The sequence below is a fragment of the Bradyrhizobium sp. 35 genome (genome assembly GCF_023073215.1).
GTDB lineage: Bacteria > Pseudomonadota > Alphaproteobacteria > Rhizobiales > Xanthobacteraceae > Bradyrhizobium > Bradyrhizobium canariense_D.
Window position 1 is genome coordinate 38,180 of sequence record NZ_JADPJC010000029.1, and the last position, 17,799, is coordinate 55,978.

19 protein-coding genes are annotated in these 17,799 nt (G+C 64.0%); 13 read left to right on the plus strand and 6 right to left on the minus strand.

The features are described from left to right. Positions 1 to 295: 295 nt before the first annotated feature. Genes IVB36_RS05640 through IVB36_RS05655 form a run of 4 tightly spaced genes read left to right on the plus strand, consistent with a single transcriptional unit; the run spans position 296 to position 3,445 of the window. Positions 296 to 1,858 carry a pilus assembly protein TadG-related protein gene (locus IVB36_RS05640; protein ID WP_245288362.1) on the plus strand — a complete coding sequence of 521 codons (1,563 nt, stop codon included), beginning with the start codon at positions 296 to 298 and terminating at the stop codon, positions 1,856 to 1,858. An 11-nt stretch (positions 1,859 to 1,869) separates the two neighbouring features. After that, positions 1,870 to 2,430: a TadE/TadG family type IV pilus assembly protein gene (locus IVB36_RS05645; protein WP_018452907.1), complete on the plus strand. Its 561-nt coding sequence runs from the start codon at positions 1,870 to 1,872 to the stop codon at positions 2,428 to 2,430. Then, positions 2,427 to 2,978 carry a TadE/TadG family type IV pilus assembly protein gene (locus IVB36_RS05650; RefSeq protein WP_018452906.1) on the plus strand — a complete coding sequence of 184 codons (552 nt, stop codon included), beginning with the start codon at positions 2,427 to 2,429 and terminating at the stop codon, positions 2,976 to 2,978. Before IVB36_RS05645 ends, IVB36_RS05650 begins: the two co-directional genes overlap by 4 nt. Positions 2,979 to 3,034: 56 nt before the next feature. Then, positions 3,035 to 3,445 (plus strand): (deoxy)nucleoside triphosphate pyrophosphohydrolase, encoded by a 411-nt coding sequence (locus tag IVB36_RS05655; RefSeq protein WP_018452905.1) that lies wholly within the window; start codon positions 3,035 to 3,037, stop codon positions 3,443 to 3,445. A 158-nt stretch (positions 3,446 to 3,603) separates the two neighbouring features. Here the strand turns inward: IVB36_RS05655 and IVB36_RS05660 are convergent, their stop codons facing one another. Beyond that, the gene (locus IVB36_RS05660) at positions 3,604 to 4,473 is read right to left on the minus strand and encodes a methyltransferase domain-containing protein (RefSeq protein ID WP_026232416.1); all 870 of its coding nucleotides are present in this window, start codon (positions 4,471 to 4,473) and stop codon (positions 3,604 to 3,606) included. Positions 4,474 to 4,589: 116 nt separating this feature from the next. Between IVB36_RS05660 and IVB36_RS05665 the strand changes: the two genes are divergently transcribed. The 5 genes from IVB36_RS05665 (at position 4,590) to IVB36_RS05685 (ending at position 7,447) form a co-directional block, all read left to right on the plus strand. Beyond that, positions 4,590 to 4,904: an NIPSNAP family protein gene (locus IVB36_RS05665; protein WP_007599187.1), complete on the plus strand. Its 315-nt coding sequence runs from the start codon at positions 4,590 to 4,592 to the stop codon at positions 4,902 to 4,904. Positions 4,905 to 4,969: 65 nt separating this feature from the next. Continuing rightward, positions 4,970 to 5,767, plus strand: a complete 798-nt coding sequence (locus IVB36_RS05670) for a ComF family protein (protein WP_026232415.1) — start codon at positions 4,970 to 4,972, stop codon at positions 5,765 to 5,767. Positions 5,768 to 5,814: 47 nt separating this feature from the next. Next, positions 5,815 to 6,090 (plus strand): glutaredoxin 3, encoded by a 276-nt coding sequence (grxC, locus tag IVB36_RS05675; protein ID WP_018452902.1) that lies wholly within the window; start codon positions 5,815 to 5,817, stop codon positions 6,088 to 6,090. Then, on the plus strand, positions 6,087 to 6,965 hold the full coding sequence (locus tag IVB36_RS05680) for a carbon-nitrogen hydrolase family protein (RefSeq protein WP_018452901.1): 879 nt from the start codon (positions 6,087 to 6,089) through the stop codon (positions 6,963 to 6,965). The genes grxC and IVB36_RS05680 overlap by 4 nt, the downstream gene beginning before the upstream one ends. Next, a complete protein-coding gene (locus IVB36_RS05685; protein ID WP_018452900.1) occupies positions 6,962 to 7,447 on the plus strand; it encodes a DUF1178 family protein in 486 nt (161 codons plus the stop codon). The genes IVB36_RS05680 and IVB36_RS05685 overlap by 4 nt, the downstream gene beginning before the upstream one ends. Here the strand turns inward: IVB36_RS05685 and IVB36_RS05690 are convergent. The 3 genes from IVB36_RS05690 to IVB36_RS05700 all read right to left on the minus strand — a co-directional run bounded on the left by IVB36_RS05690 (position 7,444) and on the right by IVB36_RS05700 (position 9,851). Beyond that, positions 7,444 to 8,343, minus strand: a complete 900-nt coding sequence (locus IVB36_RS05690) for an EamA family transporter (protein ID WP_018452899.1) — start codon at positions 8,341 to 8,343, stop codon at positions 7,444 to 7,446. The two genes, IVB36_RS05685 and IVB36_RS05690, sit on opposite strands and share 4 nt — an antisense overlap. A 252-nt stretch (positions 8,344 to 8,595) precedes the next feature. Then, complete coding sequence (ubiG, locus tag IVB36_RS05695; protein ID WP_018452898.1) at positions 8,596 to 9,369, minus strand: bifunctional 2-polyprenyl-6-hydroxyphenol methylase/3-demethylubiquinol 3-O-methyltransferase UbiG; 774 nt, start codon at positions 9,367 to 9,369, stop codon at positions 8,596 to 8,598. Positions 9,370 to 9,383: 14 nt separating this feature from the next. Continuing rightward, on the minus strand, positions 9,384 to 9,851 hold the full coding sequence (locus IVB36_RS05700) for a PH domain-containing protein (protein ID WP_018452897.1): 468 nt from the start codon (positions 9,849 to 9,851) through the stop codon (positions 9,384 to 9,386). A 150-nt stretch (positions 9,852 to 10,001) separates the two neighbouring features. Here IVB36_RS05700 and IVB36_RS05705 point away from each other — a divergent pair, with 150 nt between their 5' ends. The 3 genes from IVB36_RS05705 to prfA all read left to right on the plus strand — a co-directional run bounded on the left by IVB36_RS05705 (position 10,002) and on the right by prfA (position 14,937). Continuing rightward, complete coding sequence (locus tag IVB36_RS05705; protein ID WP_085348397.1) at positions 10,002 to 11,258, plus strand: aspartate kinase; 1,257 nt, start codon at positions 10,002 to 10,004, stop codon at positions 11,256 to 11,258. Positions 11,259 to 11,527: 269 nt separating this feature from the next. Beyond that, the gene (gene ptsP / locus IVB36_RS05710; protein WP_247390853.1) at positions 11,528 to 13,795 is read left to right on the plus strand and encodes a phosphoenolpyruvate--protein phosphotransferase; all 2,268 of its coding nucleotides are present in this window, start codon (positions 11,528 to 11,530) and stop codon (positions 13,793 to 13,795) included. A 56-nt stretch (positions 13,796 to 13,851) separates the two neighbouring features. After that, on the plus strand, positions 13,852 to 14,937 hold the full coding sequence (gene prfA / locus IVB36_RS05715) for a peptide chain release factor 1 (protein WP_085348398.1): 1,086 nt from the start codon (positions 13,852 to 13,854) through the stop codon (positions 14,935 to 14,937). A 33-nt stretch (positions 14,938 to 14,970) separates the two neighbouring features. Here the strand turns inward: prfA and IVB36_RS05720 are convergent, their stop codons facing one another. Continuing rightward, entirely contained in the window at positions 14,971 to 15,378 is a 408-nt protein-coding gene (locus IVB36_RS05720) for a helix-turn-helix domain-containing protein (protein WP_345946345.1), read from the minus strand. A 175-nt stretch (positions 15,379 to 15,553) separates the two neighbouring features. Beyond that, positions 15,554 to 16,168, minus strand: coding sequence for a hypothetical protein (locus tag IVB36_RS05725; RefSeq protein WP_018452892.1), 615 nt, complete (start codon positions 16,166 to 16,168; stop codon positions 15,554 to 15,556). A 251-nt stretch (positions 16,169 to 16,419) separates the two neighbouring features. On the opposite strand from IVB36_RS05725, the gene IVB36_RS05730 reads away from it, so the two are divergent. Further along, positions 16,420 to 17,754: a substrate-binding protein gene (locus IVB36_RS05730; RefSeq protein ID WP_018452891.1), complete on the plus strand. Its 1,335-nt coding sequence runs from the start codon at positions 16,420 to 16,422 to the stop codon at positions 17,752 to 17,754. Positions 17,755 to 17,799: the final 45 nt, after the last annotated feature.

A 17,799-nucleotide genomic window follows, 5' to 3' on the forward strand; every position in this document is an offset into this window, starting at 1 on the left:
TCTGATGTCCCTCTCTTGGTTCTCCACCGGAGAACGAGGTCCAGCATGCAGCCGGGCGAGGAGCTCGCTTCAATTTCCTGGCTGCCTTTAGCTTTCGTTAATGATGCCGCTCGATCCGGCAGCGTCGGATTTTCGGCCACCCATGTTCGCGACATCGGCGTAAGCTTTACTTAACAGCCCATCTTCAAAGTTCCGCTCTGCCGAGAGGTCGTCAGAGGCCGCCCGGTTGCGCTCCCGGTCCTCGATCCCCGATCGGCCAGAGAAATTGCCTCTGCCGGGACCCACGGCGATTAGGATGAAGATCATGCTTCGGGCTTGGTTGTATCGTTTTGCCAGAAATCGCAAGGCCAACGTCGCCGTGATGTTTGCAATTGTGATGGTTCCGACAATCTTTCTGCTCGGGATGGCGCTGGACTATACGCATACGCAGCACATGAAGGTTGATCTCGACTCTGCCGTCGATGCTGCCGCCGTCGCCGCCGTCACCTCGACGATGATGCAGAAGAGCCCGCAGGTCGCCCAAACCACAGCGAAGAACGTTTTCAACATCACCGCGAATGGCCTGGTCAGCAACAACAACCTGGCCGCACCGCCAACTCTCACGGTCACCGTCAATTGCAGCAAACCCGACTCCACAACGGGCTACTGTACCTACGCTCCCTGCCCCGGCCTGGACTCTGTCTTTGCTGACCCTGTCAACTCAAACAACCAAGTCGTTCGCAACGTCCAGGTTTGCTACACTGCGGCCGCAAACAACGCCTTCCCGAGCGTGCTCAAGCAGGTGAGTTGGCCGTTCGCAGGCCAGGCAGCGACACGCAACCAGGGCGCGCCCAACATCGATTTCTATCTCTTGCTGGACGCCTCGCCTTCCATGGCGATCGGCGCGACCTCGAGCGACATCAAAACGCTGATCGCGAACACGCAAAAGCAGGTCGATTCATCGACCGGGACGAAAGGATGCGGATTCGCATGCCACCAGACTAATCCTGCCGCGGACAATCTGGGCAATCCAGGCGGGATTGATAACTACCAACTTGCTCGCAATCTTGGCCTCACGTTACGGATCGATCGGGTGACGCAAGCGGTCAAATCGCTGATGAATACGGCCTATCAGATATCGAGCATCAACAGAAATACGTATGGGGTTGCGATCTATACCTTCGATACTGCTCTAAACAATTCTCCGACAAGCGGCAGCAGTTCGGCGGTCTTCGCACCTTCCGGAAAACCTGGGGTGGTGCGAACTCCCACGACGCCTGCCACAACGACCAGCTACACGGTAGCGACCATCCAGAGCAAGGCCGACAACATTCAGGTCCTGCCGGTCTACAAGAACAACTGGCTGACATCGTCGAACAATAATAGCGACGCCGACACCAGCATTGCGGGCGGATTAAGCGCTCTCAACAAGATCATGCCGACTCCGGGGAACGGCACCAATGTCGCCAACGATACGCCACAGGAAGTCGTCTTCCTCGTTACCGACGGCCTTGAGGACGTGAACATCACGACCGACCCGTACACGAACTCCTGCAATAAGAAACTCACTGGTAAGCGCTGCCAGCAACCGCTCGACCCCGCGATCTGCACCACCATCAAGAACAGGAAGATCCGTATCGCGGTGATCTACACCGAATACGACGACTCGGCGCTACATACATCCAACGGCTGGTACGATTCATGGATCTACCCCTTCAACAGCACGTCCACCGGCTCGACCAGCCAGATCGAGACAAATCTGCAAGCCTGCGCCTCGTCGCCCGATTTGTACAAAAAGGTGGCGACCGACGACGACATTACGTCCGCGCTCCAGAGCCTGTTCCTGAAGGTCGCGTCCGATCCGCGCCTGACCCAGTAGAGAAAGCAGTCATGACCGCCGCGCACGCCGTGCCCACAACCAAACGCCGCCGCTGGCGCGCGTTCCTTGCCGACCGGAACGGCGCAACCGCGGTCGAGTTCGCGCTGATCGGTCCGGCATTCATCGCTTTGTTGCTCGGAATCATCCAGACCTTCCTTGTTTTCTTTGCCCAGCAGCTCCTGGAGCAAGTGGTGAACCAATCGAGCCGGGCGATCCTGACGGGGCAGGCGCAGGCCGCGAGCATGACCCAAGCCCAGTTTGCCACTGCAGTCTGCTCCAACGTTGTGATCTTGTTCGACTGCAGCAAGATGATGATCGACGTCCAAGTAGCCGGATCATGGTCTTCGGCGAACACTGGCGCGCCAGCCCTGACGTTTGACGGCAGCGGCAACGTGACGAACGTCTGGAAATTCAACCCCGGCAATCAGGGCGACATCGTTGTCGTGCGGGTGATGTATCAATGGCCGGTTTTCCTAGGTCCGCTCGGCTTCAATCTGGCGAACCAGTCGAATGGCAAACGCCTGATCATGTCATCCACGGCTTTCATGAACGAGGCCTTTGTCAACTCATGAGCCGGATGCTTCATTACGTGCGAAACTTGTGGGCCGACACGCGCGCGGTGGCCGCGGTGGAATTCGCGATTGTGGTGCCGTTCATGCTGCTGCTCTATGTGGGCGGCGTCGAACTCGGGAACGGGCTCGCCATCAGCGTCAAGGTCAGCGAAACCGCCCACACGGTCGCGGACCTGGTGTCACGAAACGCGTGCGTCACCGATGCATCGCTAAGCACCATGCTTGGAGCATCGGCGGTGACGATCGCTCCCTATGCCTCAGCGAATACGACGGTAGTCGTGTCGGAAGTATCCACGGACGCCAGCGGCAAAGCGACGGTGACCTGGAGCAAAGCACTCAACGGCACCGCGCGGCCAGTAGCTCAGCAGGTGATTTTGCCAGCGGCCCTCGGCACGCCCTCACCTTCCAACACATCGTTGATACTCGGCGAGGTGACGTATCAATACACGCCCAACCTTGGCTATGCGATCACCGGGACTATCCCGATCGGCGAGAACTATTACCTGTTTCCACGCGTTTCCTCCGCCGTACAGTATCCATGCAGCTGAAATATCGCCGGCCGAGCCGGTAGAACCGCACGGCGATTGCGGCTAATGAAAGCGGCATGGCTGATCTCAAACTGACGCTCGTGGTGGCTTGCGCGCTGGTCGACGCCGACAAGCGCGTCCTGATCGCGCAGCGCCCCGAGGGCAAGACGCTGGCCGGCCTTTGGGAATTTCCCGGCGGCAAGTGCGAGCCCAGCGAGCGGCCGGAACAGAGCCTGATCCGCGAACTCCACGAGGAGCTCGGCATCACCGTCGCCGAACCCTGTCTGGCGCCGCTGACGTTCGCGAGCTACGGCTACGAGACCTTCCACCTCCTGATGCCGCTCTTCATTTGCCGGCGCTGGGAGGGACAGGTCACGCCGCGCGAAGGCCAGGCCCTGGCCTGGGTTCGCGCCAACAAGCTGCGCGACTATCCCATGCCGCCCGCGGACATTCCGCTGATCCCGCATTTGATTGATTTGTTGATGTGAATTCGAAGCGGGCACCACACTCTCGGCGTCATGCCCGGGCTTGTCCCGGGCATCCACGATCTTCGTGCTGAACCGAGAGGCGTGGATGGCCGGGACATAGGCGAGCGGAAGCGACGCCGTCCCTCGGACGGCATGCCGGCCATGACGGCGGAAAGAGCTTACGTCCCTCCGGCCTTCTTCACCGCTTCCGCCAGGCTCGCCTTCGCTGATCCAGGCTTGAGCGGCTGCTGCTGGCTCGCATGCGGCGCCCAGCCGGAAAGCCAGATGATGTCGAATGTCGCACGGATGCGGCCGTCGGCGTCGGCAAAGCGTTCCGCGTAGATTTCAGCCATCCGCAGCAGCGTCGATCGCCGGCTGGGCGTGCGTCGCCGCTCGATCAGCACATTGGCGGCGCCCATGCGCCTGATATCCTGCATCAGCGCGAACGCGTTGGCGTAGCGCACCACGACGCGGTCGACATCGGTGACCGGCAGCGCAAACCCCGCCCGCTGCAACAGCGCGCCAACGTCGCGCAGATCGGCGAACGGTGCGACTCGCGGCGATACGCCGCCCTCGCATTCGGCCTCGGCGGCGGCAAAGGCCTGGCGCAGCTCGGTCAGGCTGTCGCCGCCGATCATCGCCGCCAGCAGCAGCCCGTCCGGCCTCAGCGCGCGACGGATCTGCGCGAGCACACCCGGCAGATCGTTGGCGAATTGCAGCGCCAGCGCCGAGACCACGAGATCGAGGCTCTCCGGTGCAAAGGGTAGCTTCTCCGCACCCGACGCATCGAGCTCAATGCGCTCGATCGAGGGCAGTCGCGCGCGCAGCACCGCGAGACCCTCGCCGGGCGTCCAGAGATCGGCCGCCGTGTGAAACTCCCGCATTACCGCGGCAAGCCGGTCGGAGATGTCCTCGGCGACCCGATCCAGCAGGAAGCTCGCGGCACCTTGCGCCTGCGCGCGGCGCTGTCGCGCGCGCAGCAAAGCACGATCGAACAAAGCGGGCGGGGTTTGTGGGTCTTGAGCCATGCCGCTGGTTACGCCGATCATGCTGGTTCTGGCAATCCACTGCGCGCGGCGCTAGCCTTGCCTCATGGAGCCGACACCGGCCCCCGTGTTCCAAACTAGCAATCCGCACCAGGCCCGCGGCGCCGGAGCGTCAAACGATGATCACCTGTTATCTGCGATACGAGATCCCCCCGGACAAGCTCGCCGAATTCGAAGCCTATGGCAGGATGTGGCTGGAACTAGTGCCAAGATTCGGCGGCATCCACCACGGGTACTTCCTGCCATCGGAAGGCGCCAGCGACGTCGCCCTCGCGATGTTCAGCTTCCCGAGCTTCGCGGCGTACGAACAATATCGGAAGGACAGCGCCGAAGATCCGGACGTCCAGAAAGCGATCGAGTTCGCAAGGCAAACGCGCTGCTTTCGCCGTTATGAGCGATCGTTCTTCCGGCCCGTGCTGCCGAAAGAGCCGTAGGCCGGGCGCGGACGAGAACAGCCCATTGACTTGAGCGTGGCGCAGGACGGCGCTAGCCTTGCCCAATGGACGCCGAGGCATCACCACCACGCTCCATTTCCAGCCATTTGCGCGGCGCGCTTCAGGCCTGCCGAGGTGTGATGGCGCATCTGCCAAGGCTTGCACTCGACATCGCGCTGCCGACGCTGTGCGTGTCCTGCCGCGAGCCGGTCGACGGCGAGGGCGTGTGCGCGGCGTGCTGGGCGCGGCTGTCGTTCATCGAACGGCCCTACTGCCCGCGGCTCGGCATTCCTTTTGTGTACGATCCCGGGCCCGACATGCTGTCGATGGAGGCGATCGCGAGCCCGCCGGCCTACCAGCGGGCGCGCGCCGCGGTGCGTTATGACGACGTCGCGCGCACCCTGGTGCATGCGCTGAAATACCAGGATCGCACGGATTTGGCGCCCGCCATGGGCCGCTGGATGGCGCGCGCGGGCGGCGAACTGCTCGCCGAGGCTGACATGCTGGTGCCCGTTCCCCTGCATTGGCGAAGGGCCTGGCGCCGCCGTTACAACCAGTCCGGGGCGCTGGCGCGGATCATCGAGCGGCAGAGCGGAGTGAAAGTGAAGGCTGAGGTGCTGCGCCGGGTACGCGCGACCGAGCAGCAGATCGGCCTGTCGCGGGCCCAGCGCGCCACCAATGTGCAGGGCGCATTCCAGGTATCCCCCGACCGCCAGGCGGACGTCCAGGGTCGGCGCATTGTCCTCATCGACGACGTCCTGACGTCGGGCGCGACGCTGGATGCGTGTGCGCGGGCCCTGCTCCGGGCCAAAGCGGCGCAAGTGGACGTGCTGGTGTTTGCCCGGGTTGTCGAGAGCCGGTGAAGTCCCATATAATTCAATGAATTCATGACATGAGAGCGCCAGACAAGATGACCGCTGCTGTCGAGATCTACACGAGGCCGGGCTGCGGCTATTGTTCCGCCGCCAAGTCGCTGCTGACCCGCAAGAAGGCGACGTTCACGGAGTTCGATATCGCCAAGAACCCGTCCTGGCGCCAGGAGATGTACGATCGCGCCGGCGAGGGCTCGACCTTCCCTCAGATCTGGATCGGCGGAGCCCATGTCGGGGGCTGCGACGAGCTCTACGCGCTCGATCGCGAAGGCAAGCTCGACGGCATGCTCGAAAGCGTCAAGGCGGAGTCATGAGCGACAACAGGACCTTCACGGCGGCTATGGTGCAGATGCGCACCGGCCTGATGCCCGAGCCCAGCCTCGCGCAGGCCACCAGGCTGATCCGCCAGGCTGTAGCCAATGGCGCCGACTACGTGCAGACGCCCGAAGTCAGCAACATGATGCAGCTCAACCGCAAGGCCCTGTTCGAGCACCTCCAGAGCCAAGACGACGACAGCTCGCTGAGGGCGTACCGGGCGCTCGCGGCGGAACTGAAGATCCACATCCATGTCGGCTCGCTGGCGCTGCGCTTTTCGGACGAGAAAGCGGTCAACCGCTCGTTCCTGATCGGGCCCGAGGGCAATGTGCTCGCGAGCTACGACAAGATCCACATGTTCGATATCGAGCTGCCTGACGGCGAGAGCTATCGCGAATCCGCCAATTACCAGCCGGGCGAGACGGCCGTGATCTCCGACCTGCCCTGGGGCCGCGTCGGCCTGACGATCTGTTATGACGTGCGCTTCCCCGCGCTCTACCGCGCGCTGGCCGAAAGCGGCGCGTACTTCATCACGGTGCCCTCGGCCTTTACCCGCAAGACCGGCGAGGCGCATTGGCACGTGCTGTTGCGTGCGCGCGCGATCGAGACCGGTTGCTTCATCTTCGCCGCGGCACAGGCAGGCCTGCACGAGAACAAGCGCGAGACTTATGGCCATTCGCTGATCATCGATCCCTGGGGCGAGATCCTCGCCGAAGGCGATGTCGAGCCCGGCATCATCATGGCAAAAATCGATCCGGCCAAGGTCGAGACCGCGCGCCGCGCGATACCCTCACTCCAGCACGGCCGCCGCTTCGGCGTCGCCGACCCCAAGGCGGGGCCGGATCATCTGCACCTGGTGCGGGGATCGGCATGATCCGCTACGCGCTCCGCTGCGACCGGAGCCACGACTTCGAGAGTTGGTTCCAGAGCTCGGCCGCGTACGACCAGCAGGTGAAGCGCAAGCTCGTGACCTGTCCGATTTGCGGCTCGGCCAAGGTCGACAAGGCGATCATGGCGCCGCGCATCGTCGGCAAGAAGGGCCGCGGACGCGCCACGCCCCCGCCTGAGCCCACCGCCACGATGACCGCGCCCGAAGCTGCGCAATCCGCACCGACCTCGCTGCTGATGGCGCAGGAGCGCGAGCTGCGCGCCAAGCTCAAAGAGCTGCGCGATCACATCGTGAAGAACGCCGACAATGTCGGCGAGCGATTCGCCACCGAAGCCCGCGCGATGCATTACGGCGACAAGGAGCACCGTCCGATCTATGGCGAGGCCTCGCCCGACGAGGCCAAGTCGCTGATCGACGAAGGCATCGAGGTGTCGCCGCTGCCGACGCTGCCGGAAGATCGGAATTAGACTCCCACCAACACCGCCACGCCGACCACGATCAGCACGATGCCAATAATCTCGCGCGGCGCGATCGGCTGCTTGAACGAATAGTACGCCACGCCTTGCGCGAACAGCACCTCGATCAAAGCGAGGGTGCGGACATTGGCGGCGGCCGTCAGCGCGAACGCCAGGAACCAGAACTGCGAGGCGAAGGCGCCCATGAAGCCGGCGAGCAGCGATGGCTTCCAAAGCCTCAGGATCGACTGAAGCACTTTTGGCGCCCGCCAGAGCAGATAGACCGTCAGGATCAGCGTCTGCACGAACAGGCCGAGCACCAGCGTGAACGATGCCGCAGTCACGAACGAGACATCAGGCACGTTGATGATGGCGCCGCGGAAGCCGACCGCAGAGAGCGCGAAGGCCGCGGCCGCGACGAGGCCGGTGATGGTCGGCTTCAATTCGGCAAAGCTCTTCTCGCCGCCGGGCCGCAGCGCGGTGATGACGACGCCGATTGTCGCGATCACGATCGCAAGCACCTTCAGCCATGTCAGATGATCGCCGAGGAAGACGAAGCCGAAGATGGCGGTCTGGATCGCCTCGGTTTTCAAATAGGCCGTCGTCACCACGAAGGAGCGGTCGTTCATGGCGAGCAGCATCAGGCCGGTCGCGACGATCTGGCTGAGCGCGCCGAGCAGGAGCCACGGCCAGAACACACCGGGCGGCATATCGAGATGATCGCCGGTGGCGACCAGCACCACCGCCAGGAAAAGCAGCGAGAACGGAAAGCCGAACAGGAAGCGGATATTGGTTGCGCCCCAGGTCCCCAGCGGCTTCGTCAGCGACCGCTGCATCGCATTGCGCGCGACCTGGCCGAGCGCGGCAATGACGGTGAAGGGAATCCAGAGGCTGGCGATGGTCAACATGGGTGGGACTGCGCTGGGAGCGAGAGGACGTTGAGTCAACGTGCCGCTCGCGCTCAAGCAGGTCAATCACGCGGATGTCATGGGTGCGATGCTTGCCTGACGAATTCGGTGTCGTCCTGGACAAGCGAAGCGCAGATCCAGGACCCATTACCCCAGGGAGTGGTTTGGCGAAGACTCGTAATTATCAGTTTTCGCCTAACTAAACCCTGGCTTTCGCCAGGACGACGCCGAATGTTTGGAAGCGGCAACGCCTCACACCATGCCTTCCGCCACCACCATGTAGTTCACGTCCATGTCTGACGAGAGGGTCCATTTGTCGGCGAAGGGGCTGTAGACGACGCCGGTCTGCTCGGTGATGACCAGGCGGTTGTCGAGCAGGTATTTCGTCAGCTCGTCGGGGGTGACGAACTTGTTCCACTCGTGGGTGCCGCGCGGCAGCCAGCGCAGGACATATTCAGCGCCGACGATGGCAAGCGCAAAGCTCTTCCAGTTCCTGTTCAGCGTCGAGACCACCATCAGGCCGTTCGGCTTCAGCATCGCGGCGCAGCGCTTCAGGAAAACGCCGACGTCGACGACGTGCTCGACCACCTCCATCGCCAGAACGATGTCGAAGCGCTCGCGCGGGTCGATCTCCTCAACCGTGGTGCAGCGATAGTCGATCGCGAGGTGCGCCTTGTCGGCATGCAGCTTGGCGGCCGCGATGTTGCTGACCGACGGATCGACGCCGATGACCTGCGCACCCAGGCGCGACAACGGCTCGCAGAGCAGGCCGGCGCCACAGCCGATGTCGAGCACGCGCAGACCGCCGAGGCAGTTGAGGCTGCGCGCGTTGCGCTCGAACTTGCGGCAGGCGGCATCGCGGATATACCCGAGCCGCAGCGGGTTGATCCGGTGCAGCGGTGCCATCTTGCCGTTGGGATCCCACCACTCGACCGAGAGCTTTGAGAATTTCGCGATCTCGGCGGCATCGACGGTCGAGCCCGGCGAGGTGCTTGCGGTTACGGAAGTATCTTGCTGCATGCTCATGGTTACGCGCGGTCCTACCGCGTGGTGATCGAACTACGGAAGGCGAGCGGCGAGGCGATGGTCTTGATCGTCTCGATCCCCTCGCCGACGCCGCGAATCGTCACGTCGCCGTAGTTGAGAATTCGTCCAAGAATGGTCTGATCGACATCGACGCTCTCGACCTTGTCCAGCGCCATCTCGAAGGTGCGGCGCTTGATGAAGCCGGTCTTGTGCACGACCCGCAAATTGGTCACGTCGGTCTCGGTGGTAAAGCGATGGAACCAGCCCTTCACAGTCCAGTACAGCGCCGCCAGAGCGACCAGGCCGGCCGCAACCAGACAGAGCATGACGAGCCCCTCGACGGTGGTTTGCCGGGACAGGACGAACAGGACCAGCGCCACGATCCAGGCCAGGATCGCCGGAAAATAGAAGATCCAGTGCGCATTGGTCGAATACAGCACCTTCTCGCCAGGCTGCAGGATCTCGTCGATATAGCGCGCCATGATCTCGGTTAACCCACTACCCCGCACCCTGCCCCGCAGGAACCCGCTTGCCCCCGGCCCCGCCGCTATGTATACGCGCGGTCGGTGTCCGCGAGGCCCGTCCAGTGCGGGCCACCATACTGATCCTTATGAAGGAATGCACGCGTCGTCATGAGCCGCCTCGTGATGAAATTCGGCGGCACGTCCGTCGCCAACATCGAACGTATCCGCAACGTCGCACGCCATGTGAAGCGTGAGGTCGACGCCGGCCATGAAGTGGCCGTGGTCGTCTCGGCGATGTCCGGTAAAACCAACGAGCTGGTGGCCTGGTGCACCGAGGCCTCGCCGATGCACGACGCGCGCGAATACGACGCCGTGGTCGCCTCGGGCGAACAGGTGACGTCCGGCCTGCTTGCCATCGTGCTTCAGGGCATGGGTATCCAGGCCCGCTCCTGGCAGGGCTGGCAGATCCCGATCACGACCAGCGACGCCCATGCTTCGGCCCGGATCGAGGGCATCGACGGCAGCGAGATCATCAAGCGCTTCAGGGAGCGCAAGGAAGTCGCCGTGATCGCCGGCTTCCAGGGCATCAACCCCGAGACCAACCGCATCACCACGCTCGGCCGCGGCGGCTCCGATACCTCGGCCGTGGCGATCGCCGCCGCCGTGAAGGCGGACCGCTGCGACATCTACACCGACGTCGACGGTGTCTACACCACCGATCCGCGAATCGTGCCGAAGGCGCGCCGGCTCGACAAGATCGCATTTGAAGACATGCTGGAGCTGGCCTCCCAGGGCGCCAAGGTGCTCCAGGTCCGCTCGGTGGAACTCGGCATGGTCCACAACATGCCAATTTTCGTCCGCTCGAGCTTCGACAAGCCCGAGGATATCGACCCGCATGCCAACCAGCCGCCCGGCACGCTGATCTGCAGCGAGGAGGAGATCATGGAAAGCCACATCGTCACCGGCATCGCCTTTTCGAAGGACGAGGCCCAGATCTCGGTACGCCAGATCGAGGACAAGCCCGGCGTGGCGGCGTCGATCTTCGGCCCGCTCGCCAATGCCAACATCAACGTCGACATGATCGTGCAGAACGTCTCCGAGGACGGGAAGACCACCGACCTCACCTTCACGGTCCCGGCCGCCGACTACACCAGGGCCAAGGAGACGATTACCGCGGCCAAGAGCCAGATCAATTATGCCCGGCTCGACACGGCTACCGATGTCGCCAAGATCTCGGTGATCGGCAGCGGCATGCGCAGCCATGCCGGCGTTGCCGCCCAGGCGTTCTCGGCCCTCGCAGGACGGAATATCAACATCCGGGCCATTACAACCTCCGAGATCAAATTCTCGGTTCTAATCGACACCGCCTATACCGAGCTTGCGGTGCGCACCCTGCACACGCTCTACGGTCTCGATCAGGCTTAGGCTAATTTTCTCTTAGCGGTCGCAGCAAACGCGAAGGTGTCCACACTTTCGCGTTTGGCAGGCGTTTTGCTTGGCAAAACAAGCCCCAATTCGCTATACGGCGAACTGGGTGGGCTGCCAGAAACTGTGCCCCAGTTGAGGCGGTGCTGATTCGGCCCAGGCAACCGCCGGGGCTGGCGCCGGACGAGCAAATTTGTTGTTTTTCTGGATTTCTGGGCGAGCCGCCGCGGGTCCTTTCGGCCCCGGCAGACGGAGGAGATTGACGGTTCATGCGGAGCGCGTCGGGAGGTCCCCGCGTCTTGTTGAGACGGCTCCGCGAAACCATGGCGGAGCAGGTCTCGGCCCAGGAGCGGCTGGACAAGATCGTGGTGCTGATCGCCGCCAACATGGTGGCCGAGGTGTGCTCGGTCTATGTGCTGCGCGTCGACAACACGCTCGAGCTCTATGCCACCGAAGGCCTCAACCGCGAGGCGGTGCACCACACCGTGCTCAGCGCCCATGAGGGCCTGGTCGGCCTGGTCGCGAGCGAGGCAACGCCTCTCAACCTAAGCGATGCGCAAAGCCATCCGGCCTTCTCGTTCCGCCCGGAGACCGGCGAAGAGATTTACCACTCCTTCCTCGGCGTGCCGATCCTGCGCGCCGGCAACACGCTCGGCGTGCTGGTGGTGCAGAATCGCGCCAAGCGCAACTATGTCGAGGAGGAGCTCGAGGCGCTTCAGACCACCGCGATGGTGCTGGCGGAGCTGATCGCCTCCGGCGAGCTGTCTGCGCTGGCCCAGCCAGGCCATGAGCCCGCGGCGCGCCATTCGGCGCAGAAGGTCGGCGCCATCCTGTCGGAAGGCATCGCACTCGGCCATGTCGTGCTGCACGAGCCGCGCGTGGTTATCAAGGACTACATCGCCGAGGACCTGCCAAAGGAGATCAAGCGGCTCGACACCGCGCTCGCCAAGCTGCGCGCCGATCTCGACCGCATGCTGGAGCGCGGCGACGTCGCCGAGGGCGGCGAGCATCGCGAGGTGCTGGAAGCCTACCGCATGTTCGCCAACGACCAGGGCTGGTCGCACAAGCTGCACGAGGCGGTCGCCACCGGCCTCACGGCGGAAGCCGCCGTCGAGCGTGTGCAATCCGACACCCGCGCGCGCATGCTGCGCTCGACAGATCCCTATTTGCGCGACCGGCTGCATGATCTCGAGGATCTCGGCTATCGCCTGATGCGACAGCTGGTCGGCCAGGATCACGCGCCGTCACGCGAACAATTGCCCGACAACGCCATCGTCATCGCGCGCGCGATGGGCCCGGCGGCGCTGCTCGACTATGACCGCAAGCGCCTGCGCGGCATCATATTGGAGGAAGGCACCGCCAATTCCCACGTCTCGATCGTGGCGCGCGCGCTCGGCATTCCCGCGGTCGGCGAAGTCCCGAACGCGCCTGGTATCGCCGATCCCGGCGACGCCGTCATCGTCGACGGCACCTCCGGCATGATCTATGTGCGCCCATCGCAGGAGGTCGAAGCGGCCTTCGCCGAGCGCGTGCGCTTCCGGGCCCGCCGCCAGGCGCAGTATCTGGCGCTGCGCGACCGGCCCTGCGTCACCAAGGACGGCCAGAAGGTCGAGCTGATGATCAATGCGGGTCTCGCGATCGACTTGCCGCACATCGAAGACACCGGCAGCGCCGGCATCGGCCTGTTCCGCACCGAGCTGCAATTCATGGTCGGCCAGAGCCTGCCGCGCACCAGCGACCAGCTCGCGCTCTATCGCACCGTGCTGGATGCCGCCGGCACCAAGCCCGTCACCTTCCGCACCCTCGACATCGGCGGCGACAAGGCGCTGCCTTATATGGAGGCGGTAATCGAGGAGAACCCCGCGCTCGGATGGCGCGCGATCCGGCTCGGGCTCGATCGTCCCGGCCTGTTGCGCGGCCAGATCCGCGCACTGCTGCGCGCCGGCGGCGGCCGCGCGCTGCGCATCATGTTCCCGATGATCTCGGAGGTGGGTGAATTCGATTCTGCGAAGGCGCTGGTCGAACGCGAACTGACCTATCTGCGCCAGCACGGCCACACGCTGCCGGAGCGGATCGACATCGGCACCATGGTCGAGGTGCCGGCGCTGCTTTATCAGCTCGACGAGCTCCTGAAGAAGGTCGACTTCATCTCGGTCGGCTCCAACGATCTGTTCCAGTTCCTGTTCGCGGTCGACCGCGGCAACGCGAAAGTCTCGGAGCGCTTCGACACCATGTCGGCGCCGATCCTGCGCGCGCTTCGCGACATCGCACGCAAGACGCAAGCCGCGAACAAATCGCTGTCGCTCTGCGGCGAGATGGCGTCGAAACCGATCGGCGCGCTGGCGCTGATCGGGATGGGCTATCGCTCGCTGTCGCTCTCGGCCACCGCGCTCGGCCCGGTCAAGGCCATGGTGCTCGATCTCGACGCCAAGAAGGCCGAGGCGATTCTCGGGCCGTTGCTGGACGCGCCCGCCGGCAGCGTCTCGATCCGGCAGAAGCTGACGGAATTTGCCGAGGCCGAAGGCCTGGCCTTGTAGCGGGCCTGTCGCCCCCTCCTGCCGCCTCGCCCTTTTCCGCATTTGAGACCGAACCGATGTCGTCACTCCCCGAAGCCAAACTGGACGTCCTGCTCGCGCATCACGCCTCACTCGAGGCCGAATCGCTCGGTCAGCTCGCCTCCGAACGCTATGTGCAGATCACGCGTGAGCTCGCCGAGCTCACGCCATTGATCGAAGCGGTCAAGACCTATCGTTCGGCCCTCAAGGAGCTCGCCGACACCGAGGCGCTGATCGCCGATCCCGCGACCGATGCCGAGATGCGCGCCATGGCGGAAGCCGAGCGCGGCGAGCTGACGCCGAAGATCGAGGAGTTGGTCCAGAAGATCCGCGTCGCGCTGCTGCCGAAGGACGCCATGGACGATCGCAACGTGGTGCTGGAAATCCGCGCCGGCACCGGCGGCGACGAGGCTTCGCTGTTTGCCGGCGACCTGTTCCGGATGTACGAGCGCTTCGCGGCCCTGCAGGGCTGGAAGGTCGAGGTGATCTCGGCCAGCGAAGGCAGCGTCGGCGGCTACAAGGAAATCATCGCCGAGGTGCAGGGCCGCGGCGCGTTCTCGAAGCTGAAGTTCGAGTCCGGCGTGCACCGGGTGCAGCGCGTGCCGGACACCGAGACGCAGGGGCGCATCCACACATCTGCCGCCACCGTCGCCGTGATGCCCGAGGTGGAGGAGGTCGACGTCGAGATCCGGAACGATGATTTGCGTATCGAGACGATGCGCGCCGGAGGCGCCGGCGGCCAGCACGTCAACAAGACCGAATCAGCGATCCGCATCACCCACATCCCGACCGGCATCGTGGTGATGATGCAGGATAGCCGCTCGCAGCACAAGAATCGCGCTTCCGCCATGAACATCCTGCGCTCGCGCATCTACGACGCCGAGCAGCAACGCCTCGACGCGGCGCGCTCGGCCGAGCGCAAGGAGAAGGTCGGCTCCGGCGACCGCAGCGAGCGCATCCGCACTTATAATTTCCCGCAAGGACGCGTCACCGATCACCGCATCAATTTGACGCTCTATAAGCTGCCGCAGGTGATGGCGGGCGAAGCGCTGGGCGAACTGACCGACGCACTGACCACCGAGCACCAGGCCGCGCAGCTCGCCGCTCAGGGCGCGGCGGCGTAGAGCTCGCGGCTTCGCGCTTTCTTCAGCGTGTCCTCAGCGTCTCTTGGCTCGAAACGCTCGCAGGATCTTGCCCAAACCGGGCGCGGCGGCGCTGAGCTCGTCCAGATGGATGCGCGAGAGGGATCGCAGCTTCCGCTCGCCCTTCGCTGTCAGCTTGACCAGGACGCGCCGCGCATCATCCGGGTCGGCTTCCCGGCCAATCAGCTTCAGTTTCGCCATGCGATCCACCAGCTCCACCGCGGTGTGGTGCCGGATCAGCAGGAAGCGCGCGATGTCGCCGACGCTGGCGCCGTCAGGGGCGGCCAATCCTTTGATCGCCAGCAGCGCCTGGTGCTGCTGCGGCGTCAAGCCGGCGCTCTGGGCCGCGGCTTCGCTGAAGGCCAGGAAGGTTCGGAGCTGATAGCGAAACTGCGCAAGCGCCCCGTAGTCGGCCTCGCGCATCGCGCCACCCTTTGTGGGCACAGCACGCGCCGGGCGTGTCGTCTTCCGCTTCGATGGGGCCATTCCCTGCCTGCGACGTCGAGCCAGCCGGTGCAACGGGCGGCCTCACCGAGACTAGCAAGGAAGGCCAAGCCGAACCAACCGACCGGCGCCCCGGACACACAAATATCGCCACCTATTCGAAGCTGGACAGCAGGATCTTCACCAGGATGACCTGGAACGCGATCGGGATACGGACGCTCTTTCGCCGGATCGAGCGCTGCAGCGCGCCGGCAATCTCGGCGCTGGTCAAGGCACCCGCGGATGCATTGCTAATCAACTCGGCCCACATCTGCGACAGCGAGCCGCCGGGCGGGATCACCGGCTTGATCGTCACGCCACAGCCCTGCGCCCAGTCGATGATTTCCCTCATCGTGTGAGGACCGCAATTGCGCGCGGTCGCGAGGCGTTCGGCCGTCAGCGCAAGCAGCAATTCGCGCGAGGGCGACCAATTCCCCTTCGGCGGTTGCTCGGCAGTGAGCTCGACCGCGAGTTCCTTGAGGACGTTCTGGGCGCGCACGCTCAGCTTCTGCATCGGACCGGGCGCGCGCTTCGCCTGAACGGGGCCGACGGCGGGCCCGCGCCGGCCGGCCGGCCAGTTGCGCGGATCGGGCATGCGCGAGGCATCGCCGGACTGCGGTGTCGCCCGCTGCCCGCTCACCTCTTCCGGCCACGCCGCCTCCTGCCGCTCCGCACCTTGCGGCCACGACCGTCGCTTTCGGGTACCCGCCACTGTCGTCTGCCGCGCCATTTCTCTCGCCGAACCCGCCAGCCTCGTACTCACAAAGGCTAATATATATCGTGATGCGATATGTTTTCACGAGATAATTTTCGGCGTTCGACCAAAGACGAAATTGACAGAAGGCGTTCACAAGCAATGCTTGCGCCCAAGAGCTACACGCGGATGTGACGTGCCCGGCGCGGACAGGCCTTCGAGGCCGGCTGCCGTCGGACAGGTCGTGCTTTGCCTGCAAACAAGAACGACGTTAGGAGGAAACGATCATGACTGACAATCTCATCCGCCGCGGCCTTTCGCGCCGTGGCCTGCTTCAGACCACCGCGGGCCTCATCGGTGGCGCGGTTCTGCCGGGGATGCCGGCGTTTGCCGAGGACAAGCCGGCGATCGGCTCCTACCCCGCAGGGGTCTCGGGCTCCACCGCCTTCATCGGCATCTCGGTGCCGCGCACCGGCACCTATGCCGTGCAGGGTGAAGACGAGCTCAAGGGCTACCAGCTCGCGATCGAGCACATCAATGAAGGCCACGAGCTGATCAAGAAGATCTCGCCCAAGACCAGCAAGGGCGTGCTCGGCAAGGAGCTGAAGTTCGGCGTCGCCGATTCCGCGGCCAAGCCGAACGAGGCAGTGCAGGCGCAGCAGCGCTTCATCAGCGAGAACAAGGCGATCATGATCACCGGCGGCACGTCGAGCGCCGTTGCGGTGGCGCTGAACAAGCTCGCCCAGCGCGAACATGTGATTTTCGTATGCGGCATTTCCGGCTCGAACGACACCACCGGCAAGGATTGCGTCCGCTACGGCTTTCGCCAGAACTTCTACGGCCAGACTGCGGCCGCAGCGATCGGCCCGGTGATGGTACGTGAGTTCGGCAAGGGCAAGAAGGCGGCGTATCTGACGCCCGACTACACCTACGGCCACACCGTTACCAAATCGATGCAGGACTTCCTGGCGACCGCCGGCTGGACCACCGTGACCAACCAGGTCGCCCCGCTCGGCGCCCCCGACTATTCCTCATACCTGCTGAACGTCGCCAACTCCGGCGCCGACGTGCTGATCAACGTCAATTGGGGCCACGACGCGGTACTGTCGACACAACAGGCCAAGCAGTTTGGCGTGCTCGACAAGATGAAGCTGGTCGTGCCGTACCAGGTGCCTTTCATCGCGCGCGAGACCGGGGGCCTGATGCAGGGCGTCTACGCCGCCACCGACTATTGGTGGACCATCGAGGACAAGTTCCCGCTGGCGAAAATGTTCAACGAAGCGTTCGAGAAGAAGTACGGCTACAAGCCCGAATGGGGCGCCGAGAACGCCTATGTCAGCTTCGCGCATTGGGCGCACATGTGCGAGCAGGCCGGCAGCTTCAGTCCGCCTGACGTGATCAAGACCTACGAGAAGGGCGAGACGATCCCCTCCCTGGTCGGCGACGTCCATTACCGCCCGGAGGATCACCAATGCGTCCGCCCGGTGATCATCGTCAAGGGCAAGCAGCAGAAGGACATGAAGAACAAGGAAGACTGGTACGACGTCGTCGAGATCGTCCCGGGTGAAGGCCTGATGCAGAAGCCCGACGCCTTCGGCTGCCATCTCGGCGACTACAGCTGAGACCTCGCCAACCCCTGTGACGCCGCGGACTGCACTCCGGTCCCG

What these genes read in the sequence shown, in the direction of transcription:
- IVB36_RS05640 (WP_245288362.1), top strand. Translation starts at nt 296, where the DNA reads ATGAAGATCATGCTTCGGGCTTGGTTGTATCGTTTTGCCAGAAATCGC.
- IVB36_RS05645 (WP_018452907.1), top strand. Translation starts at nt 1,870, where the DNA reads ATGACCGCCGCGCACGCCGTGCCCACAACCAAACGCCGCCGCTGGCGC.
- IVB36_RS05650 (WP_018452906.1), top strand. Translation starts at nt 2,427, where the DNA reads ATGAGCCGGATGCTTCATTACGTGCGAAACTTGTGGGCCGACACGCGC.
- IVB36_RS05655 (WP_018452905.1), top strand. Translation starts at nt 3,035, where the DNA reads ATGGCTGATCTCAAACTGACGCTCGTGGTGGCTTGCGCGCTGGTCGAC.
- IVB36_RS05660 (WP_026232416.1), bottom strand. Translation starts at nt 4,473, where the DNA reads ATGATCGGCGTAACCAGCGGCATGGCTCAAGACCCACAAACCCCGCCC.
- IVB36_RS05665 (WP_007599187.1), top strand. Translation starts at nt 4,590, where the DNA reads ATGATCACCTGTTATCTGCGATACGAGATCCCCCCGGACAAGCTCGCC.
- IVB36_RS05670 (WP_026232415.1), top strand. Translation starts at nt 4,970, where the DNA reads ATGGACGCCGAGGCATCACCACCACGCTCCATTTCCAGCCATTTGCGC.
- grxC (WP_018452902.1), top strand. Translation starts at nt 5,815, where the DNA reads ATGACCGCTGCTGTCGAGATCTACACGAGGCCGGGCTGCGGCTATTGT.
- IVB36_RS05680 (WP_018452901.1), top strand. Translation starts at nt 6,087, where the DNA reads ATGAGCGACAACAGGACCTTCACGGCGGCTATGGTGCAGATGCGCACC.
- IVB36_RS05685 (WP_018452900.1), top strand. Translation starts at nt 6,962, where the DNA reads ATGATCCGCTACGCGCTCCGCTGCGACCGGAGCCACGACTTCGAGAGT.
- IVB36_RS05690 (WP_018452899.1), bottom strand. Translation starts at nt 8,343, where the DNA reads ATGTTGACCATCGCCAGCCTCTGGATTCCCTTCACCGTCATTGCCGCG.
- ubiG (WP_018452898.1), bottom strand. Translation starts at nt 9,369, where the DNA reads ATGAGCATGCAGCAAGATACTTCCGTAACCGCAAGCACCTCGCCGGGC.
- IVB36_RS05700 (WP_018452897.1), bottom strand. Translation starts at nt 9,851, where the DNA reads ATGGCGCGCTATATCGACGAGATCCTGCAGCCTGGCGAGAAGGTGCTG.
- IVB36_RS05705 (WP_085348397.1), top strand. Translation starts at nt 10,002, where the DNA reads ATGAGCCGCCTCGTGATGAAATTCGGCGGCACGTCCGTCGCCAACATC.
- ptsP (WP_247390853.1), top strand. Translation starts at nt 11,528, where the DNA reads ATGCGGAGCGCGTCGGGAGGTCCCCGCGTCTTGTTGAGACGGCTCCGC.
- prfA (WP_085348398.1), top strand. Translation starts at nt 13,852, where the DNA reads ATGTCGTCACTCCCCGAAGCCAAACTGGACGTCCTGCTCGCGCATCAC.
- IVB36_RS05720 (WP_345946345.1), bottom strand. Translation starts at nt 15,378, where the DNA reads ATGCGCGAGGCCGACTACGGGGCGCTTGCGCAGTTTCGCTATCAGCTC.
- IVB36_RS05725 (WP_018452892.1), bottom strand. Translation starts at nt 16,168, where the DNA reads ATGGCGCGGCAGACGACAGTGGCGGGTACCCGAAAGCGACGGTCGTGG.
- IVB36_RS05730 (WP_018452891.1), top strand. Translation starts at nt 16,420, where the DNA reads ATGACTGACAATCTCATCCGCCGCGGCCTTTCGCGCCGTGGCCTGCTT.